Here is a 25,165-nt window from a genome sequence, read left to right as displayed (position 1 = left end):
AAACAGGCGCATGGAGGCGATTTCGTACAGGGCATCTTCCATGGCACCGTCGCTCAGGTTGTACCAATGCTGCATGCAGTGAATACGCAGCATGGTCTCCAGCGGATAGGGCCGTCGGCCATTGCCCGCCTTGGGATAAAACGGCTCGATGACAGCGGTCATATTCTGCCATGGCAGAATCTGCTCCATGCGGGAGAGGAAAATCTCTTTTCGGGTCTGACGGCGCTTAGTGCTGAATTCACTATCGGCGAAGGTGAGTTGATGGCTCATGATGTCCCTCTGGGATGCGCTCCGGATGAATATGATGATCTCATATCAGGAACTTGTTCGCACCTTCCCTAGATTAGCAGGTTGGTAAAAATCACCAATCGTACTCTTAAGCTGTTGAACATGCTTATGAACTGATGAGGATGCTATGGGAAACACATCAATACAAACACAAAGTTTTCATGCGGTAGAGCGGGGGCAGACAAAAAATTATGTCATTCCCTTCGCGTTACTCTGTTCACTGTTTTTTCTTTGGGCGGTTGCCAATAATCTTAATGACATTTTATTACCACAATTTCAGCAAGCATTTACATTAACAAACTTTCAGGCTGGTCTGATTCAATCTGCTTTTTATTTTGGTTATTTCGTCATTCCAATCCCAGCCGGGATCCTGATGAAAAAACTAAGTTATAAAGCAGGAATTATTACCGGATTATTCTTATATGCCATCGGTGCAGCATTATTCTGGCCAGCGGCTGAGGTAATGAATTACACCTTATTCCTGATTGGCCTATTTATTATTGCGGCGGGCTTAGGTTGTCTGGAAACGGCTGCCAACCCTTTTGTAACCGTACTGGGCCCGGAAAGCGGTGGTCACTTCCGATTAAATCTCGCGCAAACTTTTAACTCATTTGGTGCCATTATTGCGGTTGTTTTTGGGCAAAGTCTTATTTTGTCTAATGTGCCACATCAATCTCAAGACGTACTCGATAAGATGGCGCCAGAACAGCTAAGCGCCTACAAGCACAGCCTGGTGTTATCGGTTCAAACCCCTTATATGATCATCGTCGCGGTCGTTTTGCTGGTCGCCCTGCTGATCATGTTTACCAAGTTTCCGACCCTGCAAAGTGACGATCACAGTGACAACGCTCAGAGTTCATTCTCCGCGTCCCTTTCCCGCCTGGTGCGCATTCGCCACTGGCGTTGGGCGGTACTGGCGCAGTTCTGCTACGTCGGTGCACAAACTGCCTGCTGGAGCTACCTGATTCGCTACGCAATCGAAGAGATCCCAGGCATGACGCCAGGTTTCGCCGCCAACTACCTGACCGGCACCATGGTGTGCTTCTTTATCGGTCGTTTCTCCGGCACCTGGCTTATCAGTCGCTTTGCGCCGCATAAAGTGCTGGCCGCATATGCCCTGCTTGCCATGATCCTGTGCCTGATTTCCGCCTTCACCGGTGGCCAGATCGGCCTGCTGGCCCTGACGTTGTGCAGCGCATTTATGTCGATTCAGTACCCAACCATTTTTTCTCTGGGGATCAAAAATCTGGGACAAGACACCAAATATGGCTCGTCTTTTATCGTCATGACTATCATTGGCGGCGGCATTGTGACCCCGGTGATGGGCTTTGTCAGCGATGCCGCTGGCAATATCCCGACCGCTGAACTGGTCCCGGCGCTTTGCTTCGCCATCATCTTTATTTTTGCCCGCTTCCGTTCACAAACGGCAGCCAACTGAATATTTATCCGAATAACGTGAGGAATCTGTGATGAAAAAAATCAGCTTACCAAAAATTGGTATTCGCCCGGTTATTGACGGACGTCGTATGGGTGTACGTGAGTCGCTCGAAGAGCAAACCATGAATATGGCTAAAGCTACCGCAGCGCTTATCACTGAAAAACTTCGTCATGCCTGCGGCGCACAAATTGAATGTGTGATTGCCGATACCTGTATCGCCGGCATGGCAGAATCCGCGGCCTGTGAAGAAAAATTCAGCAGCCAGAATGTTGGCGTGACGATTACAGTTACCCCATGTTGGTGCTACGGCAGTGAAACCATCGACATGGATCCGATGCGCCCGAAAGCGATCTGGGGCTTCAACGGCACGGAACGTCCGGGGGCGGTTTACCTGGCCGCCGCACTGGCAGCTCACAGCCAAAAAGGCCTTCCTGCCTTCTCCATCTATGGTCATGACGTACAGGATGCAGACGACACATCTATCCCTGCCGATGTTGAAGAAAAACTGCTGCGTTTTGCCCGTGCCGGTTTAGCGGTTGCCAGTATGAAAGGGAAAAGCTACCTGTCTGTCGGTGGAGTATCAATGGGCATCGCCGGTTCTATCGTCGACCATAACTTCTTTGAATCCTGGCTGGGTATGAAGGTGCAGGCGGTTGATATGACCGAGCTGCGTCGTCGCATTGACCAGAAAATCTATGATGAAACCGAGCTGGAAATGGCGCTGGCGTGGGCGGACAAAAACTTCCGCTACGGCGAAGATCAGAACGCACAACAATATAAGCGTAACGCAGAACAAAGCCGCGCGGTGCTGAAAGAAAGTCTGCTGATGGCTATGTGCATTCGCGACATGATGCAGGGTAACAAAAAGCTGGCAGACAAAGGTCTGGTCGAAGAATCCCTGGGCTATAACGCGATCGCCGCAGGCTTCCAGGGCCAGCGTCACTGGACCGATCAATACCCAAATGGCGATACCGCCGAAGCGTTGCTCAACAGCTCCTTTGACTGGAATGGCGTTCGTGAACCGTTCGTTGTCGCGACAGAAAACGACAGCCTGAACGGCGTGGCGATGCTGTTCGGCCATCAACTCACCGGCACGGCCCAGGTCTTTGCCGATGTGCGCACCTACTGGTCGCCAGAGGCGGTTGAACGCGTCACGGGTAAACCACTGACCGGTCTTGCTGAGCACGGCATTATTCACTTGATTAACTCCGGTTCTGCGGCACTGGACGGTTCCTGCAAACAGCGCGACAGCGAAGGTAAACCGACCATGAAACCACACTGGGAAATCTCGCAGAAAGAGGCGGATGAATGCCTGGCGGCAACCGAATGGTGCCCGGCTATTCACGAATACTTCCGCGGGGGCGGTTACTCATCTCGCTTCCTGACTGAAGGCGGTGTGCCGTTCACCATGAGCCGTATCAACATCATCAAAGGGTTGGGGCCGGTGCTGCAAATCGCGGAAGGCTGGAGCGTGGAGCTGCCGAAAGATATGCACGACCAGCTTGATGCGCGTACCAACTCCACATGGCCAACCACCTGGTTTGCTCCGCGCTTAACCGGCAAGGGCCCGTTCAGCGACGTCTATTCCGTCATGGCTAACTGGGGTGCTAACCACGGGGTGCTGACGATTGGTCACGTAGGTGCGGACTTTATCACTCTGGCTGCCATGCTGCGTATCCCGGTGTGCATGCACAACGTGGAAGACGAGAAAATTTATCGTCCTTCCTCCTGGGCCGCCCACGGTATGGATACGGAAGGTCAGGATTACCGCGCTTGTCAGAACTACGGTCCGCTGTATAAGCGTTAAACATCGAGCGATTGCCTGATGGCGGCGCGGCCTACGAAGCACACGGTTTTGTAGGCCGGATAAGGCGAAGCCGCCATCCGGAAATAGGTAATCTCCCAGGAGCAATTATGAAACAAGAGGTTATTCTGGTTCTCGACTGTGGCGCGACCAACGTGCGGGCCATTGCCGTTGACCGACAGGGAAAGATTGTCGCCCGCGCAGCGACCCCGAACGCCAGTGACATCGCCGCAGAAAACAGTGCCTGGCACCAATGGTCGCTGGAGGCCATTCTGCAACGCTTTGCCGACTGCTGTCAGCGGCTTTCCTTACAACTGGCCGCCTGCCAAATTCGCGGGATCGCCGTCACCACCTTCGGCGTGGATGGCGCGCTGGTGGATAAGAACGGAAAACAACTGTATCCGGTGATCAGCTGGAAATGCCCACGTACCGCAGCGGTTATGGAGAATATCCATCGCTACATGTCACCGCAGCAACTGCAGGAAATCTCCGGCGTTGGGGCGTTTAGCTTCAATACGCTGTACAAACTGGTATGGCTGAAAGAGAACCACCCGCAATTACTGGAACAGGCGCACGCCTGGCTGTTTATCTCGTCGCTTATCAACCAACGTTTAACCGGCGAGTTCACAACTGACATCACCATGGCGGGAACCAGCCAGATGCTGGATATCCAGCAACGTGATTTCAGCCAGGACATTTTGCAGGCAACAGGCATACCGCGTCGCCTGTTTCCGCGCCTGGTTGAAGCAGGCGAACAAATTGGAGTACTGCAACGCGAGGCCGCCAACCAGCTCGGACTTCCAGAGGGTATTCCGGTCATCTCTGCCGGACACGACACACAGTTTGCGCTATTTGGCGCAGGCGCCCAACAGGATGAACCGGTACTCTCTTCCGGCACATGGGAAATTCTGATGGTGCGCAGTGCGCAGGTAAATACCTCCCTGCTCAGCCATTATGCGGGCTCCACCTGTGAGCTGGATAGTCAGGCTGGGCTTAACAATCCCGGAATGCAGTGGCTGGCCTCCGGCGTGCTTGAATGGGTTCGAAAGCTGTTATGGACCGAGGACACGCCCTGGCAAACGTTGATTGATGAAGCTCGGGATATTCCCGCTGGTGCCGAAGGGGTGAAGATGCACTGCGACCTGCTGGCCTGTCAGAATGCGGGCTGGCAAGGGGTTACCCTCAATACTACCCGTGGACACTTTTATCGCGCCGCGCTGGAAGGACTGACAGAACAGCTGCAGCGGAATCTGCAAACGCTGGAAAAAATCGGCCATTTCCAGGCCACTGAACTGCTATTAGTTGGCGGGGGCAGCCGCAACATCTTGTGGAACCAAATCAAAGCGAACGTACTCGGGATCCCAGTCAAAGTGCTGGATGATGCCGAAACTACCGTGGCAGGCGCCGCAATGTTTGCCTGGTCAGGCATCGGGGAATTTACCTCCCCGGAGCAGGCGCGCGAACAGGTGCGCTATCAGTACCGTTACTTCTATCCGCAAACCGAATCCGAACTCACAGGAGTCGAGTAACATGCTTAAAACGATATCTCCCTTACTTTCCCCCGACTTACTGAAAGTGCTGGCCGAAATGGGACACGGCGATGAGATTATCTTTTCCGATGCCCACTTCCCGGCCAACAGCATGGGGCCGCAGGTCATCCGCGCTGACGGTCTGCTGGTCAGCGATCTGCTGCGGGCGCTTATTCCGCTATTTGAACTGGACAGCTACGCCCCACCGCTGGTGATGATGGCTGCGGTTGAAGGTGACACTCTCGATCCTGACGTTGAGGCTCGCTATCGTCAGGCACTTTCATTACAGACCCCCTGCCCGGACATCACGCGTATTGACCGCTATGCCTTTTACGAACGAGCACAAAAGGCGTTTGCGATCGTTATCACAGGAGAGCGGGCAAAGTACGGGAATATTCTTTTAAAAAAAGGGGTAACGCCGTAATCTCTGGTCAGAATGCCCGTCAGGTACGGGCATTCATCATTAGATGAGGATCAGAACATGAAAGCGGCGCGCCAGCAGGCAATCGTAGATCTGCTTACTAACCACAAAAGCCTGACAACCGAAGCCCTGGCTTTGCAGCTTAACGTCAGCAAAGAGACCATCCGCCGCGATCTCAGCGAGTTACAGACCCAGGGAAAAGTGTTACGCAACCACGGTCGGGCCAAAGTTATTCACCGGGAAAATCAGGACAGCGGTGACCCATTTCATATTCGACTCAAAAGCCACTATGCACACAAAGCGGATATCGCCCGTGAAGCGTTGGCATGGATCGAAGAAGGTATGGTAATTGCCTTAGACGCCAGCTCTACCTGCTGGTATCTGGCGCGACAGTTACCGGACATCAACATTCACGTTTTTACCAACAGCCAGCCCATCTGCCAGGAATTGGCTAAACGTGAACACATTCAGCTTATCAGCTCCGGCGGTCGTCTTGAGCGCAAATACGGTTGCTACGTTAATCCCTCGCTTATCTCGCAGCTAAAACCACTCGAGATTGACCTGTTTATTTTTTCCTGCGAAGGGATCGACAGCGACGGTGCGCTCTGGGACTCAAATGCAACCAACGCAGACTTCAAATCCATTCTGCTTAAGCGTGCATCGCAGTCTTTATTACTGATCGATAAAAGTAAATTTAATCGTTCGGGAGAGGCCAGAATTGGGCATCTGGATGATGTGACGCATATTGTTTCAGATACACAGCTGATTGAAGCAATCCAGGCCGAATAGGGCGATTACGCCGCCATCCGACCTGGGTTGTAGCCTTATCGCTCGTCGCGACGACCGCCGACGGCAGCCCACAGACGACGTACGTGAACGGTTACTTCTTCACGGTCATGATACAACTGACGCGCCTGAATCTGGGCATTTACACCATGTTCATCAAGCTGGGCCTGAATGTAAGCCAGGTTCTGTGACACCTCTTCGTAGCGTTTTTTCATCGGCAGTTTGAGGTTGAAGATCGTCTCACGACACCAGCCGTTGACCAGCCATTGTGCCATCAGCGCGGCAACCTTCGCCGGCTTCTCCACCATGTCACAGACCATCCACGAAATGTTGTTGCGATTCGGACGGTACTTAAATCCGTCTTCACGCAGCCAGGTGACCTGTCCGGTATCCATCAGGCTTTGCGCCATCGGGCCGTTATCCACGGAGTAAACCCACATGTTGCGTTTAACCAGCTGATAGGTCCATCCGCCCGGGCAGGCGCCTAAATCCACCGCATACATCCCGTTCGCCAGACGCTCATCCCATTCATCGGCAGGGATAAACACGTGCAGCGCTTCTTCCAGCTTGAGCGTTGAACGGCTCGGCGCATCGGCTGGAAACTTCAGACGCGGAATCCCCATGTAAAACGGTGAGTTATTGTCAGGCCAGGAATAGCCGGTATAACAACAGCCAGGGGCGATAAAGAAGACGTGAACCACCGGACGCTTTGGCGTTTCATATTTTGCCAGTACGCCCGCTTCGCGCAGCGCTGCACGCAACGGTACGGTAAATTTACGGCAAAATTTAACCAGCTCTTTGCTTTCATTGGTGTCGGCAACTTCTACTCGCAGATCGCCACCCTTTTCCACCACGCCCTGCAACATGCCAACGATCGGTGTAATACGATCTTCCGGCGGTAAGTATTGCAGCAGCTCGCCCACCACAAACATTTGACGAGCAAAAATCAGCGAACTAAACGGCAGCTCTTTCACTAACTTTTCAGCATCGTCCTGCTGATAGCATTCGAAGATGACGTAACCCGCATTGTCTTTCACGCGGGCAAAACCGAAGATTTCCCGGCGTCCTGCTTTATCCGTAATTTCTGCGGCGCACTCTTTTTCAAAACCTGGGCGACACAACAATACAACCTTATTCATGGCTAACGCCCTTACGTTTCAATCGAATAGCGCCCACTAACATCAGCGCCCAGCCTACGAGGAAGCTGAAGCCGCCAACAGGGGTAACAAACGCCCACAGGCGTAAATGAGAGAGCGCGAGACAATACAGGCTGCCGCTAAACAGCACTGTACCTAATGCCAGAAACACGCTACTCCAGTAAAACCAAATACTAATGCGCCGTTGCATGGCGACGGCCAGACCAAAGATAGCCAGCGTATGAAACGCCTGATACTCAAGGCCGGTCTGAATCCACCCCATTTCAACAACACCGAGGGTTTTGCTCAGAACATGTGCCCCAAAGGCGCCCAACGCCACAAAAATAAAGCCACTTACGGCGGCAAAAATCAGCATAAAACGGCTGGTCATTTGAATACCCTACGTAAATTATTGTTCATAACGAAAGCGGAATTTTTCTTGTTCCGTGGCCGCTTTCGCCAGAATCCACTGACGGAAGGCGGCTATTTTACCCAGTTCTGCCTGACTGTCATGACAAACCAGATAAAATGCGTTTTTGCTGACCAGAACATCGTTAAACGGACAGACCAGACGTCCGGCTTCAATTTCGGACTGCGCCATGACATTGTTAGCCAGCGCGATCCCCTGTCCATGGATTGCAGCCTGTAGCACCATGGCGCTATGGCTGAAGATAGGTCCTTGCTGTACGTTGATATGATTCAGGCCAAGCTGGCGCGTATAGGCTTGCCAGTCTCGTCGCGACGCATCATGCAATAAAGTGTGTTTTGCCAGGTCGTCCGGTGTCTTTAGCGGTTTATCACCGGTAAGCAACAGCGGAGAGCAGACCGGCAATAAATATTCTGCGTACAATTTTTCCACGCGCAGACCCGGCCAGTTGCCACGTCCGTAGAAAATCGCCACATCAACATCATCAGCCAGTTTGTCTTCCTGACGGTCCACCGCCTGGATCCTGACATCGATTCCCGGATAAGCTGAGTTAAAGCTAGAGAGTCTGGGCACCAGCCATTGGATCGCAAAACTGGGCAATAAACTCACGGTAAGCGCACCTTTTGCACTGCGTGCCTGAAGTTTACGCGTCGCGTCGGTTAATTGCGAAAAAATCTCTTTAATGTCGAGAAAGTAGCTTTGACCTTCTTCCGTTAACAGCAAAGATCGATTGCGTCGACGAAACAGTTTTAGCCCCAAAAAATCCTCAAGTGACTTGATTTGGTGACTTACTGCGGCCTGCGTCACAAAAAGCTCTTCTGCTGCGCGAGTAAAGCTTAAATGACGCGCTGCAGCATCAAAAACACGTAACGCATTTAAGGGTGGTAATCGTTTTGACATGACTTTTAGGCTTTGATGTTAAATGAATTTAACAATTAGCTAACAGGCTGTAACCTATTAGTTTTTTTTATCTGAGCCATTATAAATTGTCCGTTGAGGTTCTACCAGCAAATACCTATAGTGGCGGCACTTCCTGAAGCCGGAACGAAAAGTTTTATCGGAATGCGTGTTCTGGTGGGCTTTTGGCTTACGGTTGTGATGTTGTGTTGTTGTGTTTGCAATTGGTCTGCGATTCAGACCATGGTAGCAAAGCTACCCTTTTTCACTTCCTGTACATTTACCCTGTCTGTCCATAGTGATTAATGTAGCACCGCCAAATTGCGGTGCTTTTTTTTGTCCACGTTTCGTCGATGGCCGACCTGCTATTATTGCTCCAGTTCTACCATCTCTTTCACGTCAGTGCGGTTAATCTGCTGTTTGTTGCCGTTAGCGTCTTTATACGAAATCATCCCCGTCTCATTATCGGTCTGTGGTTTACCATCAGCTACGATTGATCGGCCATCATTGGTGTGCATCACGTAATTCGAACCAGAACAGGCGCTCAGGGCAAAAGTCAGCATACAGGCAGAAATTATGGCGGCAGTCTTTTTCATCTTCTTCTCCTTAAAGCGATTTATGCTATTAAAAACATACTCCGTAACAGGCAAAATTGTTCGCCTAACGCTATTTAGCATAAGACACTGAACGGGCTTTGCCAGGATATCCAGAGTATTCCGATGGTTAGCACAACCCTTGTATCAATGCCCTTTTTGCGCCACGATCGGTTTACTGAACTGAGGAATACCATGAACGCTTTTAACCCCGCGCAGTTTCGCGCACAATTTCCCGCACTCAACGATGCAGGCGTTTATCTCGACAGCGCTGCTACGGCACTGAAGCCGCAGGCGGTCATTGAGGCAACCCATCAGTTTTATAGCCTGAGTGCCGGGAACGTCCATCGCAGCCAGTTTGCTGAAGCCCAGCGCCTGACCGCACGCTATGAAGCCGCGCGGGAAAAAGTCGCACACCTGATTAATGCGTCGGATGACAAAACCATCGTCTGGACCCGCGGCACAACGGAAGCGATCAACATGGTTGCCCAAAGCTATGCGCGTCCACGCCTTCAACCGGGTGATGAGATTATCGTCAGCGCAGCGGAACATCACGCCAACCTCGTTCCCTGGCTGATGGTCGCGGAGCAAACGGGGGCTAAGGTCGTCAAACTCCCACTCAACCCCCATTTATTGCCAGACGTTGAGCGCCTCACGCAGCTCATTACCCCGCGCAGCCGCATTCTGGCGCTCGGGCAAATGTCGAACGTCACCGGTGGCTGCCCGGATCTGGCCCGCGCCATTACGCTCGCCCATGCGGCTGGCATGGTGGTGATGGTTGATGGTGCCCAGGGGATTGTGCATTACCCTGCCGATGTACAGCAGTTGGATATTGATTTCTATGCGTTTTCAGGCCACAAGCTATATGGCCCCACCGGTATTGGCGTGCTGTACGGTAAGCCGGAACTGCTGGAAGCCATGTCTCCCTGGCTTGGGGGCGGTAAGATGATTAGCGAAGTCAGTTTTGACGGTTTCACCACTCAGCCCGCACCATGGAAGCTGGAAGCCGGTACGCCTAACGTTGCAGGCGTTATCGGGCTAAGCGCGGCGCTCGAATGGCTGGCGGACATCGACGTTGCACAGGCCGAAAACTGGAGCCGGGGTCTGGCGACGCTGGCAGAAGATGCCCTGGCGAAACGCCCTGGCTTTCGTTCCTTCCGCTGCCAGGACTCCAGTCTGTTAGCCTTTGATTTCGCGGGTGTTCATCACAGCGATATGGTCACTCTGCTGGCCGAATATGGCATTGCGCTGCGCGCGGGGCAACACTGTGCACAGCCGCTGCTGGCGGAACTTGGCGTATCCGGAACACTACGCGCCTCATTTGCCCCTTATAATACCCAAAGCGATGTGGATGCGTTGGTCGCAGCCGTCGACCGCGCGCTGGAAATATTGGTGGATTAATGACAAGCCCTCTGTTCGCCGGACACCCGTTTGGCACAACCGTAACCGAAGAGACGTTACGCAATACCTTTATCCCGCTTACTCAGTGGGAAGATAAATATCGCCAGCTGATTCTGCTGGGTAAGCAGTTGCCGGCGCTTCCGGATACGCTAAAGGCGCAGGCAAAAGAAATTTCGGGCTGCGAAAACCGCGTCTGGCTGGGGCATACTCTTCATGAGAATGGCACTCTGCATTTCTTCGGCGACAGCGAAGGTCGAATAGTACGCGGGCTGTTGGCGGTATTACTCACGGCGGTCGAAGGTAAAACCGCAGCCGAGTTACTGGCGCGTTCGCCGATGGCGTTATTTGACGAACTGGGTTTACGCGCGCAGCTCAGCGCCTCGCGTAGCCAGGGGCTGCATGCTCTAAACGAGGCGATTCTCAAGGCGGCCCAGAAAGCCGGATGACGACGCAGATACGTCTTATCCGGCCTACAACACTGCACGAACCGTAGGTCGGATAAGCGTAGCGACATCCGACACAATCAGGCCTGACGCGCGGCCTTCGCCATCATCTTCTTCAGCGCATGGGAGACAGCAACAAAGCCAAAGGTGGCTGTCACCATGGTAGCCGCGCCAAACCCGGACGCGCAATCCATACGCTTCGGCCCTTCCGCCGTCGCTTTCATCGCACATACCGATCCATCCGCCTGCGGGTAAACCAGCGCTTCGGTCGAGAACACGCAGTCCACGCCCAGCTTGCCTTTGCTGTTTTTCACCACGCCAAAATCGCTTTTCAGCCGCTCACGCAGCTTGGCCGCCAGCGGATCCTGGATGGTTTTTGCCAAATCAACGACCTGAATCTGCGTAGGATCGATCTGTCCGCCCGCACCACCGGTGGTCACCAGCGGAATTTTGTTACGCCGACAGTACGCGATCAGTGCCGCTTTTGGGCGCACGCTATCAATCGCATCGATGACGTACGAAAATCCTGCATTCATATATTCAGCAACGTTATCTGGCGTAACAAAATCATCGACCACGTTCACCCGGCACTCCGGGTTAATTTGTCGGATACGCTCCGCCATCACTTCAGCTTTTGCCAGACCGACGTTATCACGCAGCGCATGGATCTGGCGGTTTGTATTGGTGACGCACACATCATCCATATCAATGAGTGTGATAGCGCCAATACCGGTTCGCGCCAGCGCTTCCGCCGCCCATGACCCTACTCCGCCAATCCCAACCACGCAAACGTGCGATTGGGCAAACAGCTGCAACGCATTTTCGCCATACAGACGTGCCGTACCGCCAAAACGTTGGCGCCAGGCATCGCTAATAACCACAGACATAGAACCTCAAATTCATTAATACCGAGCAGTCTGACTACCTGATGTCGGCTACGCCTTATCAGGCCTACTCAATAATGTAGGCTTGATAAGCGAAGCACCATCCGGCAATTAACCGCTGAACACGTTACCCGCACCCGGCGCTGTTTTTAGTACCCATACGCGACCGTAGTGATTATACCACCCGGCACGGTGTCCGGCGTCAGCGCCAATACCCTGATAGATGTCGAAGTGTTGCCCTTTAATAGCCCCACCCACATCTAACGCCACCATCAGGCGCAGTTCGTACTGGCCGGTAAACTTGCCGTTATTGTCCAGTAACGGGACTTCCGCCAGTAACGTTGTGCCCGCAGGAATGATACTACGGTCAGAAGCTACGGATGCGCGGCCAATCAGCGGCACCGCGCTGGCCCCTTTCACCGGAGCAAAAGATTGCGGTTTAAAGAAGACAAACGATGGGTTCTGCTCCAGCAGCTCACGCACTTCGGCTTCGCTGTGCGTCTCACCCCAGTGGCGAATAGCCTGCATCGACATATCTTCTTTTTTCACTTCGCCACGGTCGATAAGCACTTTACCGATACTGCGATAGGCGTGGCCATTTTTCCCGGCATAGCTAAAGAAGTTGAGCGGGCTGCCATCGCCAAAATCGATGTAACCACTGCCCTGAACATCCATAATGAAGTTATCCATCAGGGAGTTGCTGTATGCCAGAATATAATTGTCGCTTAGCGCGCCCGCGTAGATCTCGGCACGAGATGGTAAGCGCCCACGTTTTGGCGGCATGCGATAGATAGGATACTGAAACTCGCCCTGGCGCGTATGGCGCGCCTGGATAACCGGTGTGTAGTAACCGGTAAACTGGACGTTACCGTAGTTGTCCGCCCCTTCCATTTGCCAGGCATCAATACCAAACTGGCGCATACTGCGCGTATCACCGCCCGCACGTAACCATTGCTGGATAGCGTTGTAGACGTCGCTCTGGTTGCCGTACAAACGTGGCGAAGCGCTGCGAATTTGATTAACCTGCTCGGCGAAATCACCGGCATTGATTGGCGCGCCAACCGCATCAGGCTGGTTCACCAGTGAGAAAGGCTGGGTAAATTTCCCGTCTTTATACTGCTGCCCACGATCGGTGGGTTTTGAGGAACACGCGGCGAGCATCGCGACTACAGCTCCCGCCAGAAGATATTTTGCCCAACGTCCTTTCATTGTTCTCGTCTTATGTTGCCTGAATGCGAGACGAAGATAACAAACCCCCGAACCTAATGAAATGCGTATACATACCCGAACGCAAATTTTGAGCAAAAAATAATCCAGAATGCGTTGTTTTTGTTCATTTTCACCCTAAAAACGTGATCAAGGTGAAAAAAGGGTTGCATGAAAATGCGAGCAGAGTATAGTGCGCATCCACGGACGCGGGGTGGAGCAGCCTGGTAGCTCGTCGGGCTCATAACCCGAAGGTCGTCAGTTCAAATCTGGCCCCCGCAACCAATTAAAATTTGATGTAAGATTTTTGCAAAGTAGTTCGAATCACAGCAAGGCGGCGACGCAGTGAATCCTTAGGAGCTTACTCCAGTAAGTGACTGAGGTGAACGAGGAAAGCCAACGCTGATGTGGTTTGAAATACGAAGCAAAAAGACGGACGCGGGGTGGAGCAGCCTGGTAGCTCGTCGGGCTCATAACCCGAAGGTCGTCGGTTCAAATCCGGCCCCCGCAACCAATCAAATTTGATAAAATATAAGCAGTACGGTGACGCGGGGTGGAGCAGCCTGGTAGCTCGTCGGGCTCATAACCCGAAGGTCGTCGGTTCAAATCCGGCCCCCGCAACCAACACATTAAACACCTTAACGGGTGTTTTTTTGTTTCTGTCGCCCATAAAAAAAGCGCTTTTCAGCGCTTTTTTGTTATCCCCTTCTCGCCAGCGTCGCCCCATCGGCAAAGTAGGCTTTAATCCCTGCCAGAATCGACTCTGCAACTTCCTGCTGGAAGGTCGCCGTTTTGAGTTTACGCTCTTCCTCAACGTTACTGATAAATGCCGTTTCGACCAGAATAGACGGGATATCTGGCGCTTTTAGTACCGCAAACCCGGCCTGTTCAACCTGATTCTTGTGCAGATTGTTGATTTTGCCAAGCTTGTTCAATACCGCTTTACCAAACTTCAGGCTGTCGGCGATGGTCAGCGACTGCACCATATCGAACATGGTGTGGTCGACGTAGCGGTCACCGCTCTTACTGACGCCACCAATGAGATCCGAGGCGTTCTGGGTCTGCGCCAGATATTTCGCGGCGGTACTTGTCGCGCCTTTGGTCGAGAGCGCAAACACCGACGAACCGCTGGGTTGTCGACTGGTAAAGGCATCGGCGTGAATAGAGACAAACAGGTCAGCACGCTGCTTCTGCGCTTTCGCCACGCGGACTTTAAGCGGAATGAAGATATCTTCATTTCGTGTCATAAAGACCTTCATGTTGCCCTCTTTCTCTATGAGGGCTCGCAGGCGGCGGGCAATCTGCAGCACCACATCCTTTTCACGCGTCTTGTATTTCCCCACCGCACCGGAGTCTTCTCCGCCGTGGCCTGGATCCAGCATAATGACAATGGGACGATCGCGCCCCGCTTTACCCGGCTGTGGGCCACTTTGTGCAGGTGGCACCTGTTTATCCAGATCGCCCTTGTTGTAATCTTCCAGCAATGCCAGCAGCGGGTCCTGAACGTCCTGGGCATTCGCGGGATAGAGATCCATCACCAGACGTTCTTTAAAGCCTGCCACCGGAGCCAGCGCGAAAAGTTGCGGCTTCACATTCTGTTTCAGCTCGAACACCATCCGCACGGTCTTTGGATCAAACTGGCCAACGCGCGCAGACTTAATATACGGATCGTCAGGACGAATCTGCGTCCCAATGCCCTTGAGCACCGAGTTCAAATTAACGTCTTCAATATCCACAACCACACGCTCAGGATTACTCAGGGCAAACTGTTTGTATTTCAGCAGACGGTTAGATTCTACCGTGACGCGAGTGTAGCTGGACGCAGGCCAGATACGGACGGCAACGACCTGACTCACGGCCGCCAGACCCACCTGGCTGACGCTCAAAAGCCACATAGCACCCGCACCTTTCAATAAACGGCGGCGACTGATTGCTGAATTGGATCCCGACATGCTTCTCCCGAGCAAAGAAATCTTTTTTAGAGGTAATACGTAAAACGTCCGAATTGACCGGAAACTTTAGCGAATGACGCATAATCTGTCATCTATAAAAGGGTAAACATTCTTTTTATATTCACGGCATTACTGAGAAAAATCTTCGGCATGGGTAAAAATTACGCTTGCGCACAGCGCAAAAACAGAATAAAAATACACAAATTACGAATAATCATGCAATGAGGGTGTGCCGTGGTGAAGGAGCGTAGAACCGAACTGGTACAGGGATTCCGCCATTCTGTTCCCTATATCAATACCCATCGGGGAAAAACGTTTGTCATTATGCTGGGCGGCGAAGCCATCGAGCATGAAAATTTTTCCAGTATCGTCAATGACATTGGTCTTCTTCATAGCCTCGGCATCCGCCTGGTCGTGGTCTATGGCGCACGACCGCAGATTGATGCCAATCTTGCGGCGCATCATCATGAGCCGGTGTACCACAAAAATACGCGCGTTACCGACGCTAAAACGCTGGAGCTGGTCAAACAGGCTGCGGGTTTACTTCAGCTTGATATTACCGCCCGCCTGTCGATGAGCCTGAATAATACGCCATTGCAGGGTGCTCACATCAATGTGGTCAGCGGTAATTTTATTATCTCTCAGCCGCTGGGCGTTGATGACGGCGTAGATTACTGCCATAGCGGGCGTATTCGTCGTATTGATGAAGATGCCATTCACCGCCAGTTAGACAGCGGCGCAATTGTGCTGATGGGCCCGGTTGCCGTTTCCGTCACCGGTGAGAGCTTTAACCTGACGTCAGAAGAGGTCGCCACGCAGTTGGCTATCAAACTGAAGGCCGAGAAAATGATCGGCTTTTGCTCCTCTCAGGGTGTCACCAACGATGACGGCGATATTATTTCCGAGCTGTTTCCTAACGAAGCTCAGGCTCGCGTTGAGTTGCAGGAAGAGAAAGGCGATTACAGCTCCGGCACGGTGCGCTTCCTGCGCGGAGCAGTGAAAGCCTGTCGCAGTGGCGTACGCCGCTGCCATCTGATCAGCTATCAGGAAGATGGTGCATTGCTGCAGGAACTGTTCTCCCGCGACGGGATCGGTACGCAGATCGTGATGGAAAGCGCCGAGCAGATCCGTCGCGCTACCATTAACGATATCGGCGGGATTCTGGAGCTTATCCGCCCGCTGGAGCAGCAAGGTATTCTGGTTCGCCGCTCGCGCGAGCAGTTGGAAATGGAGATCGACAAATTCACGATTATTCAGCGTGATAACCTGACCATCGCCTGTGCCGCTCTGTACCCTTTCCCGGAAGAGAGAATTGGCGAAATGGCGTGCGTGGCAGTGCATCCGGACTACCGTAGCTCATCACGCGGGGAAGTGTTGCTGGAACGAATCGCCGCGCAGGCCCGGCAAATGGGGTTGAGCAAGCTGTTTGTGTTAACCACACGCAGCATCCACTGGTTCCAGGAGCGCGGCTTCACGCCGGTGGATATCGACCTGCTGCCGGAAAGCAAGAAAGAGATGTACAACTATCAGCGGCGGTCAAAAGTGCTGATGGCGGATTTGGCATAGGAATGGTTGCCGGATGCGGCATAACAGCCTTATCCGGCCTACATCGCTGGCACATTTTTTTAGGCCAGATGGCGCTGACGCTTATCCGGCCTACATCTACATCATGCCGTCATTAAATAATGCTGACAGTCCGCTGCGACGTTCAGTGCGGGTGGTAATGGCGCGGCTCAATATCCGCTCATCGGCATACAGCGACAAGCGGCGACGCGCGCGGGTAACGGCGGTATAGACCAGCTCGCGGGTAACCACGGGTGAATGCTGGCTGGGTAAAATCAACGCCGCGTGGTCAAACTCAGATCCCTGCGATTTGTGCACCGTCATCGCCCAGGTGGTTTCATGTTCAGGCAAGCGGCTGGGCTGCACCGATTTGATAGAACCATCCGGCAACGCAAACCACACCCTCAGGCCCTGTCCACGGTCGAGGGCAATGCCGATATCACCGTTAAATAATCCCAGCGAACTGTCATTGCGCGCGATCATCACCGGCCTTCCCTCATACCAGCGGCTATGCGTCGAACGATGAATTTTACGTTTTTGCGCCATCACCTGCTCAATGCGTTCATTCAAACCACTAACGCCAAACGGACCTTCCCGCAGGGCGCATAGCAGTTGATACTCATTGAAGGCCTGAATGACAGCTCCTGGCTCTGCGCCCTCGCGCAGCAAATCCAGGTAATGCCCATAACCCGCCAGCGCCTCATCCAGCATCGCGGCGTAATCCTCGCTGCTGTGTAGCGTGCGTTTTTCGATGTCGCTAAATCCCTGCTGGAAAATCGTTTTTATCGCAGATTTATCGCCGCAATTAATCGCAGCAGCCAATTGACCGATTCCGGAATCGCTGCCGAAACGGTAGCTCTTTTGCAGCAGGCACAGACTGTCGCGCAGAGCAGCAGCCTGAGTTCCCGTACCTGCCGGAATAGCGCTTCCGGTCAGGCGACTGAGCTGGCGGGCGCGTTCCGGGGTAAACCCGTCACCGACGAAAGCACAGATATCCCCCAGCACCGCCCCCGCTTCGACGGAAGCGAGCTGGTCGCGATCGCCCAGAAAAATCACCCGTCCGTGCGGCGGCAGCGCATCGATAAGGCGCGACATCATCGGCAAATCGATCATCGAGGCTTCATCCACCACCAGCACATCCAAATGCAGCGGGTTTCCGGCATGATGACGCAGGCGCTGACTGCCAGGCTGAGCGCCTAATAATCGATGCAGCGTACTGGCGTCATCGGGGATGCGTTTCTTTTGCTCATCGGTTAGCGGTAGTTCTCGTAGCGCCGCTCCTAGTGAGGAGGTCAGGCGCGCAGCCGCTTTTCCCGTTGGCGCCGCCAGTCGAATACGACAGCGCTCACCGTCTGCCATTTGAATCAACGCCGCCAGCAGCCTTGCAACCGTTGTCGTTTTTCCCGTCCCCGGTCCGCCGGAGATCACTGATATCCGGCGGGTGAGCGCAACAGCAGCGGCTACTTTTTGCCAGTTAACCCCCTCCGATGGCGGAAACAGCGCCGCCAGCGTGTGGGTCAACCGTTGTTCATCCACTTCAATGGCGTGGTTCACTTCACTGAAAAAGCGAGCTACCGTACGTTCGTTATGCCACATTCGGTTCAGATACAGGCGATCGCCGTACAGCACCAGCGGCGTAGGTTGCTCGCCACGACTTACCGCACTGGAAGCCAACAGACATTCCGCCCAGTCTTCAGGCTCGCCCGTTTCAGCGAGCCAGGCGCTTAACAGAGGATGCGCGTCCTCGCTCAGAGATAACCGTGAAAGCGGTAAGCAGACGTGCCCTTCTCCCGCTTCACAGCTGAGCAACGCCGCAGCCAGCGCAACAGCTGGGTTGTCACTTCCGGCAACCGCCAGCGCGAACTGAGCATCCAGAGGCCGGAGCTGTTTTTGCTCAACAGCCTCCAGAAATCGTTTCTGGATTGTCATAACATCGTCTCCTGCACCGCACCGGCAAACATCTCGTCCATCAATGCAATCAACTCTCCGTCAGGTCGGGTCGCGTAAATTCCCTGCTGCGGATTTTCACTGTCAACGCCGCGCAGGAAGAGATAGATAACGCCGCCAAAATGGCGTTCATAATCGTAATCAGCAATACGATGGCGTAAGTAGCGATGCAGCGCGAGGGTATAAAGTTGGTATTGAAGGTCGTAGCGATGCGCCTGCATGGCAGAGGCCATCGCCTGCTGCGTATAGGCAGAGCTGTCTTCGCCCAGCCAGTTCGATTTGTAATCGAGCAGGTAATAACGCCCCTGGTGGCGGAATACCAGGTCAATAAAGCCTTTCAGCATGCCGCGAACCTGCATAAAGTCCAACGCAGGGCACCCCGCCGAGAGCGGATCGTATTGGCGAATTAACGCATCAAGCTGGTTGGCCATTAACGGCTGCGAAATCGGCAGATAAAACTCCATCTCCACCTGTTTTTCACGCGCGGATAGCTGGCTCAAACTCACGCCCGTCTCGTTGAGAGGCGCCTGCAAAATGGCGTCCAGCCATTCGGTCAAAACCGGCGTCCAGTGTGCGTCATAACCGCCCAACGCCAGTTGCTCCTCGACCCAATGCGGATCCACCGGTTGCGTAAAATCGAGATCTTCAAACAGGCTATGCAAGAACGTACCTGGCGAAGCGCCGCGCGGGAACTGATGCGGTGTAAGTCCTGATTCTTCAATAACCTCACCGACGCCTGCGGCATCGATATCCAGTCGTGGGATCAGATCCTGCGCGATACCCTGTCCACGCTGTTGCAGACCGGAATAACTGGTCACGCGCCAGCTATCACCGGGCTTACGCTGCAGTATTTTTGCACTCAGTTCGCTGCTAACAGCCTGCGCAACCTGCCAGGGTTCACCGTCAGGCTGCGCGGGAGTCTGGCAAGCAATATCGTTGCTGCAAAGCGCTTCAATCGCGCTACGCAGACCCACGGCATCCATCGGCTCGCCTTTTTGCAACAGGCGACCAAGGGCGCTCTGATGCACATCGGTATCCCCTTTTTTATCGCCCCGACGTCGTACCAACGGCGCAACGCCAAGGCTGCAGTGCCATACCGAACGGGTTAGCGCGACATACAGCAAACGCAGGTCTTCCGCCAGACGCTCTGCTTCGGCTAGCTCAACGCTCTCCTCGGCATCGCTGAGATCCAGCACCGCTTCAAAAGAGCTGCGATCGTGATAGAAAGCCTGATCCTGAACGCGGAAATTGGTGATAAACGGCAGCCAGACCAGCGGATACTCCAGCCCTTTCGATTTATGGATGGTGACGATTTTAACCAGATGCTTGTCGCTTTCCAGCCTGAGCTGCTGGCTGGACGCGTTGCTGTCGGGTTCAAGAATATGCTGAGACAACCAGCGCACCAGCGCATGCTCGCTTTCCAGCTGCGAGCCCGCTTCCTGCAACAGTTCGCTGATATGTAAAATGTCGGTCAGTCGACGTTCGCCTCCCGCCGTCGCCAGCAGGTTCTCCGCAATCTGGCGAGCTGTCATCAGCGCACGCAGCATCGGCATCACGCCGCGTTTATGCCAGATCTGACGATAGCCATCGAACTCTTCGACCACCGCATCCCAGGCATTTTCGTCGTTATTTAACGCTTCAAGATCCTGCGCATTCAGCCCCATCATTGACGTTGCCAGCGCGCTACGCAGCGTGTTCTCACGCTCCGGCGTCATCACCGCCTGCAGCACCCACAGCAACTCCTGTGCTTCCAGCGTTTCAAATACGCTGTCACGGTTGGAGAGGTAGACAGAGGGAATGGCCAGTTGCGTCAGTGCATCACGGACCAGCGCCGCCTCCTGGCGGCTACGAACCAATACGCTAATGTCCGACGCGCGTACCGGGCTGGATGCTTTGCCACTTACCAGTTGCGCTGCGCCAGAATGCCCGGCCTTAAGCCAGTCGCGAATTTGCGTGGCGCACACCTGCGCCATGTAGCTCTGATAATCGCCTACGCCGCAACTTTCTCCTTCCATCAGCCACATACTCATAGCGGGCTGCGTTTCGCCGCGTAAAACAAACCGTAACCCCTGGTTTTTTTCTGCGGATTTTACCGGGCTGAAAGGGATTTCGCGGAACATAAAGGCGTCGTCCATCTGGCTGAAAAGCGTATTCACGCTATTGACCATGCCGGGGGCCGAACGCCAGTTGGTATCGAGCGTATAGTGTGCGCTGACTTCGCTGCGCGCCTTCATATAGGTGAAGATATCCGCGCCGCGAAACGCGTAAATTGCCTGTTTCGGATCACCAATTAGCAGCAGTGCGGTATCCGGCTGATGCTGCCAGATCCGACGAAAAATACGGTACTGCTGTGGATCGGTATCCTGGAATTCATCGATCATGGCGACCGGAAAACGAGTACGAATAGCCGTCGCCAGCGCATCGCCGCTTTCACTGCGCAACGCCGCATCCAGACGGCTGAGCATATCGTCAAAACCCAGCTCGCCGCGGCGACGTTTTTCCTCGGCAACTGCCGAGCGGATCTCCGCCAGCGCACGAGTGATCACCAGATCGCGGAGAGTTAACGGTTCGCTAAGCAGTTCATCAATAGCGACAAACAGCGGGTGCTGAGGGGTTATCCCACCCGCTTTGGTGCGCTCTTCCAGAAAACGCTGTGAGAATTTCTCCAGCGCGTCAGGAAGCTGGTAACTTTGTGTTTCTTCCTGCGCCCACGCGCTGATCTTTTCGATCCACTTACCCTGATTACCGCGATTAAATTTACGCCGGTCAATTCCGGAGGCTTCCATTAGGCCATCCAGCTCATCAACACAATCACGCCATTGCTGCTTGATCTGGTTAATGCGTGAGAGAATTTGTTCATGCCGGGAGGCCAGCGTTTCGTCATCAGACGGTGGCGCCTTGATAACCGGCGCTTCCCCCTGCAGATAGCGATCGATATCTCTCAACAGCGCTTGCGGTCCTTTCCACGTTTCAAAAACCACCTGCGCAATGTCGCGGGGCAGCGGGTAGCAGTGCCGACGCCAGAAGTCCGCGCAGGCCTGATAGCGCAGCAGCGATTCATCTTCTATCAGCTGCTGTTCGAACAGCATGCCTGACTCAAAGGCGTTGAGACTGAGCATACGCTGACAAAAGCCGTGGATGGTAAACACCGCCGCTTCATCCATCTGTCTTTCAGCCAATAGCAGCCACTGCGCGGCCTGTTTTTTATCGGCAATTTCATCTAACAAACGGGCATATAGCGGGTTGTCGGTGGTTTCACGCAGGCAGGCAATTCGCAGTTCATGAATATTGCTACGAATTCGACCGCGCAACTCTTCGGTAGCCGCCTCGGTGAAGGTGACCACCAGCAGTTCTTCGACGGTCAGAGGACGAGGAAAGGCGGCAGAGCCGCCCAATCCAAGCAGTAAACGTAAATACAGGGCGGCGATGGTAAAGGTTTTACCGGTGCCCGCAGAGGCTTCAATCAGACGCTCGCCCGTCAGGGGCAAGCGCAGTGGATCAAGGGACTCAGCGGCATCATTCATTCTTATCACTCATCAGGGGTAAGGTTTGCTGCAACGCGCTGACGGTCTGCCACACTTTCCAGCCTTCCGGGTGCACATATTCTGCTTTCCCATTCTGACTGCCGGAAACCTGTGACAATATCGCCATGCCTTGCGGCTCAACCACCGCCTGATGGAAGAAGTCGGCAAGTTTTTGCGGCGTCAGCAGTTTAATCTGAGCCACTATTTTATCACGTGAATCGAAGCGCATATTGCCGCGATCAAAATCTTTGCTTAACTGTGAGGCTTCTGCCCCCAGCGTTTGCGGCGCCTGCAGCATTTGCGCAATAATCGCCTGCTGAATTTGCGCAAACTCTTCAGGTTTCATCGCCCGCAGCTTCGCTTCCGCCGTCGGGAAGAACGCTTTATAACGCTCCCAGAGGTAAGACGGCTGCTTATCACTGCTTTGCAGCAGGAACCCCATTCCCCACTGACGGCCAACGCTCATCGGGAAAGCAAATACGGCGTAACCTAACTGTTCTTCAGTACGCAGCTGATTGTAGAACCACGGCTGAACAATCTGACCTAACATAGCGCTGTAGGCTGAACTGGCGTATTCATCGTATCCGGTTGGTACAAATACCGCCGCCAGTGCTGAATCCGTGCTGCTGCCTGCTTTTTCAAAGATGACGGACTGCTTCTTGTCCACAACCACATCTTTGTTGCGACACCACTGTGACCCGTTCGCACCTAGCTGTTTTTGGATATCCCGCGCCATGCTCGTCGTCTGAGCTTCGCTCATATTGCCAATGACCAGGAATTCAGGTCGCGCACCGGTTTTTAAGGCGTCGCGGTAGGTCATCACCTCTTTCAGGGTGATGGAAGGCAGCAGTTTACGGCGCTCGTCGCGGGAGAAGTACGGCACCTGAGAAAGCATCTGCACCGGCATAATAGCCTGATCGTAAGCTTTACCCTTTTCTGCGGAATCCATCATCTGGGCATACCAGGATTTCGCCTGTTCCAGCTGTTCATCCGTTGAGGTGTAGCTGAAATAGCCGCTCAGCAGCGCCTGAAAAAGCTGCGGCAAACGTTGGGTGTAGCCGTTGGCGTTAAGCATCAACCCATTGTTAGCGTTGGTAGAGAAACCAATTCCACCTACCGATGCCTGGTTACTTAACTGATCGAGCGCAATCCCTGCCAGGTAATCGTTAAGTGCGAATAAGACCTGGTTGCGGGCGCTGTCCATGGCTTTCGGGTTACGCAGGATCACGCTGACGTCAGCCTTTGGCTCGCTGGCAAAATACTGGCTCGGGGCATACACCACGCGTAAATCCGGCTCATCAACGATCAGCTCAGGATGAGCGTATTTTTTATCCGTCTTAATCAGCGTGAAATCATCCGGAATGTAGGGGTTCAACTCCGGTAACGACAGCGCAATGCCCTGCGCTTTTTGCTGCCAGTCGTCAAAGGTTTTGTCGCTGATTTTATCCACCTGGTAAGGCGCATCGACAAAATAAGCGGTTTTATTATGCGGCTCTTTCGCGCTGATATACCAGATACGCGCATTCTGCGGCGTCATCATTGCCAGACGTTGCTCAACGGCTTTCGCATCGTACTGGTCAGCAATATTCACCGCATCCAGCGTATGCTCGACGGGAACGCGGATCATGGTATCAGCCAGCCATTCCACGTAGTCCATATCACGGGTGATGGAGGGATAACGGAAATCGAGATCCAGCACGTGCGCCAGCTCGTCAAAATAGCGTTTATCGACACCTTTCTCGCGTAACAAATTGAGGTAGCTAAAGATTGCCGCGACAACTTCATCGCGGTTCGCCAGCCCCTTGTCGGTTAACGTCGCGGAAATGGCTAATACGCCGCTGTTCCCGTTGACCACCGGATCGGAATCCGCGCGAATACCCTCAACCAGGCCCTGCTTTTGCAGCCAGTCAGACAACGTGCCCTGGCTACGATTGCCAATCAGGTAGGTCACCAGTTCATCGGTTTTACTGCGGAACTGCGCGCTGTTGTTATCGATACGAAACTCGACGCGCAATACTTTACGCGGCATTGCCGGAACATAGTGGATGATGATGCCCTTTTGCGCGTCAGTGACGACCGGTACGGTAATTTCAGGCTTTTCGATATTTGTGTTCGGTACGCGCCCAAAGGTGTCAGCCGCTATCCGCGCCAGCTCTGGCAGCGGTTTATTGCTATAAATCACCGCCTTCATCAGGTTAGCAGAGTAGTACTTTTCATGAAATTTTTGTAATGCCTGCACCACCGGGTTGCCCGGTTTATCGCTTAATGTCTCGAGATTCCCGCCAGAGAAACGCGAGCCAGGGTGCGCCGGGTTGATCGTCTCAGCGCTCACCTGCGCCATACGCATCCCGTCTCGGGTACGCGCCAGCGTCAGCTCGGAGTTAACCGCGTTACGCTCGCGGTCGGCATATTTTTTATCCAGCAATGGATCGGCAATAGCATCCGCCAGGCGATCCACCGCCCCCACCAGCGCGTCGTTTTCGACTTCAAGATAGAAGGCCGTACGATAAGGCGCAGTACTGGCATTGTGGCTACCGCCGTGCATTTTCAGGAATTCAGCCAGGCTGTCCGGCTGTGGGTATTTTTTCGAGCCCATCAGACACATGTGTTCGAGATAGTGCGCCAGCCCCTGATGATCGTCCGGATCTTCCAGCGAGCCCACGGGGACTACCAGTGCAGAAAGGGATTTCACGGCCTGAGGATCGGATACCAGCAGCACAACCATGCCGTTATCAAGGCGCACGGCCTGATACTGACGGGTGTCTTTATCGCTTTTACGGATGGTTTCAGCTAAAGGCTGCCAACCGGTATCTGCCTGACTTACGGGAACCCAAAGGGCGACGAACAACAGTAATGCGCTGAACCAGGTGCTGCGGGGCATTCACAAACCTCATCATTAACGAATTCACCTGTTCACTACAAACCA

19 protein-coding genes and 3 tRNA genes are annotated in these 25,165 nt (G+C 53.6%); 11 read left to right on the top strand and 11 right to left on the bottom strand.

Annotated elements, in window-relative coordinates; all coding sequences use genetic code 11:
• Positions 1 to 270: IS5/IS1182 family transposase (locus tag OGY18_RS17370; RefSeq protein ID WP_032256280.1), on the bottom strand; the 270-nt coding region annotated here is incomplete at its 3' end.
• A 145-nt stretch (positions 271 to 415) separates the two neighbouring features.
• On the opposite strand from OGY18_RS17370, the gene fucP reads away from it, so the two are divergent.
• The 5 genes from fucP to fucR all read left to right on the top strand — a co-directional run bounded on the left by fucP (position 416) and on the right by fucR (position 6,269).
• Positions 416 to 1,726 carry an L-fucose:H+ symporter permease gene (gene fucP, locus OGY18_RS17365; protein WP_008785696.1) on the top strand — a complete coding sequence of 437 codons (1,311 nt, stop codon included), beginning with the start codon at positions 416 to 418 and terminating at the stop codon, positions 1,724 to 1,726.
• Between the two features lie 31 nt (positions 1,727 to 1,757).
• A complete protein-coding gene (gene fucI / locus OGY18_RS17360) occupies positions 1,758 to 3,533 on the top strand; it encodes an L-fucose isomerase (protein ID WP_003825648.1) in 1,776 nt (591 codons plus the stop codon).
• 107 nt (positions 3,534 to 3,640) lie between these two features.
• Positions 3,641 to 5,059 (top strand): L-fuculokinase, encoded by a 1,419-nt coding sequence (gene fucK / locus OGY18_RS17355; RefSeq protein WP_126956655.1) that lies wholly within the window; start codon positions 3,641 to 3,643, stop codon positions 5,057 to 5,059.
• A 1-nt stretch (position 5,060) separates the two neighbouring features.
• Positions 5,061 to 5,483, top strand: coding sequence for an L-fucose mutarotase (fucU, locus tag OGY18_RS17350; RefSeq protein ID WP_286553794.1), 423 nt, complete (start codon positions 5,061 to 5,063; stop codon positions 5,481 to 5,483).
• A gap of 57 nt (positions 5,484 to 5,540) precedes the next feature.
• Positions 5,541 to 6,269 carry an L-fucose operon activator gene (gene fucR, locus OGY18_RS17345; protein ID WP_003825642.1) on the top strand — a complete coding sequence of 243 codons (729 nt, stop codon included), beginning with the start codon at positions 5,541 to 5,543 and terminating at the stop codon, positions 6,267 to 6,269.
• Positions 6,270 to 6,304: 35 nt separating this feature from the next.
• Here the strand turns inward: fucR and rlmM are convergent, their stop codons facing one another.
• The 4 genes from rlmM to OGY18_RS17325 form a co-directional block, all read right to left on the bottom strand.
• Positions 6,305 to 7,405 (bottom strand): 23S rRNA (cytidine(2498)-2'-O)-methyltransferase RlmM, encoded by a 1,101-nt coding sequence (gene rlmM, locus OGY18_RS17340; protein ID WP_003034040.1) that lies wholly within the window; start codon positions 7,403 to 7,405, stop codon positions 6,305 to 6,307.
• Positions 7,398 to 7,793: a DUF423 domain-containing protein gene (locus tag OGY18_RS17335; protein ID WP_003034037.1), complete on the bottom strand. Its 396-nt coding sequence runs from the start codon at positions 7,791 to 7,793 to the stop codon at positions 7,398 to 7,400. Before OGY18_RS17335 ends, rlmM begins: the two co-directional genes overlap by 8 nt.
• A gap of 18 nt (positions 7,794 to 7,811) precedes the next feature.
• Positions 7,812 to 8,729 carry a glycine cleavage system transcriptional regulator GcvA gene (gcvA, locus tag OGY18_RS17330; protein WP_003034035.1) on the bottom strand — a complete coding sequence of 306 codons (918 nt, stop codon included), beginning with the start codon at positions 8,727 to 8,729 and terminating at the stop codon, positions 7,812 to 7,814.
• A 365-nt stretch (positions 8,730 to 9,094) separates the two neighbouring features.
• A complete protein-coding gene (locus OGY18_RS17325) occupies positions 9,095 to 9,322 on the bottom strand; it encodes a YgdI/YgdR family lipoprotein (protein ID WP_003825635.1) in 228 nt (75 codons plus the stop codon).
• A 192-nt stretch (positions 9,323 to 9,514) separates the two neighbouring features.
• On the opposite strand from OGY18_RS17325, the gene csdA reads away from it, so the two are divergent.
• Complete coding sequence (gene csdA / locus OGY18_RS17320) at positions 9,515 to 10,720, top strand: cysteine desulfurase CsdA (protein ID WP_286553791.1); 1,206 nt, start codon at positions 9,515 to 9,517, stop codon at positions 10,718 to 10,720.
• On the top strand, positions 10,720 to 11,166 hold the full coding sequence (gene csdE, locus OGY18_RS17315; RefSeq protein WP_286553789.1) for a cysteine desulfurase sulfur acceptor subunit CsdE: 447 nt from the start codon (positions 10,720 to 10,722) through the stop codon (positions 11,164 to 11,166). The genes csdA and csdE overlap by 1 nt, the downstream gene beginning before the upstream one ends.
• A gap of 77 nt (positions 11,167 to 11,243) precedes the next feature.
• On the opposite strand, the gene tcdA is transcribed toward csdE, so the two are convergent.
• The gene (tcdA, locus tag OGY18_RS17310) at positions 11,244 to 12,050 is read right to left on the bottom strand and encodes a tRNA cyclic N6-threonylcarbamoyladenosine(37) synthase TcdA (RefSeq protein WP_003825630.1); all 807 of its coding nucleotides are present in this window, start codon (positions 12,048 to 12,050) and stop codon (positions 11,244 to 11,246) included.
• A gap of 108 nt (positions 12,051 to 12,158) precedes the next feature.
• On the bottom strand, positions 12,159 to 13,256 hold the full coding sequence (gene mltA / locus OGY18_RS17305) for a murein transglycosylase A (protein WP_008785702.1): 1,098 nt from the start codon (positions 13,254 to 13,256) through the stop codon (positions 12,159 to 12,161).
• Between the two features lie 205 nt (positions 13,257 to 13,461).
• On the opposite strand from mltA, the gene OGY18_RS17300 reads away from it, so the two are divergent.
• The 3 genes from OGY18_RS17300 (at position 13,462) to OGY18_RS17290 (ending at position 13,877) form a co-directional block, all read left to right on the top strand.
• Positions 13,462 to 13,538: transfer RNA gene (locus tag OGY18_RS17300), tRNA-Met, on the top strand.
• A 152-nt stretch (positions 13,539 to 13,690) separates the two neighbouring features.
• Positions 13,691 to 13,767 (top strand) — tRNA-Met (locus OGY18_RS17295).
• 33 nt (positions 13,768 to 13,800) lie between these two features.
• Positions 13,801 to 13,877, top strand: a tRNA-Met gene (locus OGY18_RS17290).
• 74 nt (positions 13,878 to 13,951) lie between these two features.
• Here OGY18_RS17290 and amiC read toward each other — a convergent pair.
• Positions 13,952 to 15,205, bottom strand: coding sequence for an N-acetylmuramoyl-L-alanine amidase AmiC (amiC, locus tag OGY18_RS17285; protein WP_003034016.1), 1,254 nt, complete (start codon positions 15,203 to 15,205; stop codon positions 13,952 to 13,954).
• 234 nt (positions 15,206 to 15,439) lie between these two features.
• Here amiC and argA point away from each other — a divergent pair, with 234 nt between their 5' ends.
• Entirely contained in the window at positions 15,440 to 16,771 is a 1,332-nt protein-coding gene (gene argA, locus OGY18_RS17280) for an amino-acid N-acetyltransferase (RefSeq protein ID WP_003034012.1), read from the top strand.
• 96 nt (positions 16,772 to 16,867) lie between these two features.
• Here argA and recD read toward each other — a convergent pair whose 3' ends face one another.
• Genes recD through ptrA form a run of 3 tightly spaced genes read right to left on the bottom strand, consistent with a single transcriptional unit; the run spans position 16,868 to position 25,120 of the window.
• Positions 16,868 to 18,697 carry an exodeoxyribonuclease V subunit alpha gene (gene recD / locus OGY18_RS17275; protein WP_286553786.1) on the bottom strand — a complete coding sequence of 610 codons (1,830 nt, stop codon included), beginning with the start codon at positions 18,695 to 18,697 and terminating at the stop codon, positions 16,868 to 16,870.
• On the bottom strand, positions 18,694 to 22,239 hold the full coding sequence (gene recB, locus OGY18_RS17270; protein ID WP_197385536.1) for an exodeoxyribonuclease V subunit beta: 3,546 nt from the start codon (positions 22,237 to 22,239) through the stop codon (positions 18,694 to 18,696). Before recB ends, recD begins: the two co-directional genes overlap by 4 nt.
• Positions 22,232 to 25,120 carry a pitrilysin gene (ptrA, locus tag OGY18_RS17265; RefSeq protein WP_286553781.1) on the bottom strand — a complete coding sequence of 963 codons (2,889 nt, stop codon included), beginning with the start codon at positions 25,118 to 25,120 and terminating at the stop codon, positions 22,232 to 22,234. Before ptrA ends, recB begins: the two co-directional genes overlap by 8 nt.
• Positions 25,121 to 25,165: the final 45 nt, after the last annotated feature.

The organism is Citrobacter sp. Cpo142 (assembly GCF_030332425.1).
In the GTDB taxonomy this organism is placed as follows: Bacteria; Pseudomonadota; Gammaproteobacteria; order Enterobacterales; family Enterobacteriaceae; genus Citrobacter; species Citrobacter portucalensis.
The sequence above is the reverse complement of the archived record's forward strand: the minus strand, read 5'-3'. Positions and strand labels throughout refer to the sequence as shown.

What these genes read in the sequence shown, in the direction of transcription:
- fucP (WP_008785696.1), top strand. Translation starts at nt 416, where the DNA reads ATGGGAAACACATCAATACAAACACAAAGTTTTCATGCGGTAGAGCGG.
- fucI (WP_003825648.1), top strand. Translation starts at nt 1,758, where the DNA reads ATGAAAAAAATCAGCTTACCAAAAATTGGTATTCGCCCGGTTATTGAC.
- fucK (WP_126956655.1), top strand. Translation starts at nt 3,641, where the DNA reads ATGAAACAAGAGGTTATTCTGGTTCTCGACTGTGGCGCGACCAACGTG.
- fucU (WP_286553794.1), top strand. Translation starts at nt 5,061, where the DNA reads ATGCTTAAAACGATATCTCCCTTACTTTCCCCCGACTTACTGAAAGTG.
- fucR (WP_003825642.1), top strand. Translation starts at nt 5,541, where the DNA reads ATGAAAGCGGCGCGCCAGCAGGCAATCGTAGATCTGCTTACTAACCAC.
- rlmM (WP_003034040.1), bottom strand. Translation starts at nt 7,405, where the DNA reads ATGAATAAGGTTGTATTGTTGTGTCGCCCAGGTTTTGAAAAAGAGTGC.
- OGY18_RS17335 (WP_003034037.1), bottom strand. Translation starts at nt 7,793, where the DNA reads ATGACCAGCCGTTTTATGCTGATTTTTGCCGCCGTAAGTGGCTTTATT.
- gcvA (WP_003034035.1), bottom strand. Translation starts at nt 8,729, where the DNA reads ATGTCAAAACGATTACCACCCTTAAATGCGTTACGTGTTTTTGATGCT.
- OGY18_RS17325 (WP_003825635.1), bottom strand. Translation starts at nt 9,322, where the DNA reads ATGAAAAAGACTGCCGCCATAATTTCTGCCTGTATGCTGACTTTTGCC.
- csdA (WP_286553791.1), top strand. Translation starts at nt 9,515, where the DNA reads ATGAACGCTTTTAACCCCGCGCAGTTTCGCGCACAATTTCCCGCACTC.
- csdE (WP_286553789.1), top strand. Translation starts at nt 10,720, where the DNA reads ATGACAAGCCCTCTGTTCGCCGGACACCCGTTTGGCACAACCGTAACC.
- tcdA (WP_003825630.1), bottom strand. Translation starts at nt 12,050, where the DNA reads ATGTCTGTGGTTATTAGCGATGCCTGGCGCCAACGTTTTGGCGGTACG.
- mltA (WP_008785702.1), bottom strand. Translation starts at nt 13,256, where the DNA reads ATGAAAGGACGTTGGGCAAAATATCTTCTGGCGGGAGCTGTAGTCGCG.
- amiC (WP_003034016.1), bottom strand. Translation starts at nt 15,205, where the DNA reads ATGTCGGGATCCAATTCAGCAATCAGTCGCCGCCGTTTATTGAAAGGT.
- recD (WP_286553786.1), bottom strand. Translation starts at nt 18,697, where the DNA reads ATGACAATCCAGAAACGATTTCTGGAGGCTGTTGAGCAAAAACAGCTC.
- recB (WP_197385536.1), bottom strand. Translation starts at nt 22,239, where the DNA reads ATGAATGATGCCGCTGAGTCCCTTGATCCACTGCGCTTGCCCCTGACG.
- ptrA (WP_286553781.1), bottom strand. Translation starts at nt 25,120, where the DNA reads ATGCCCCGCAGCACCTGGTTCAGCGCATTACTGTTGTTCGTCGCCCTT.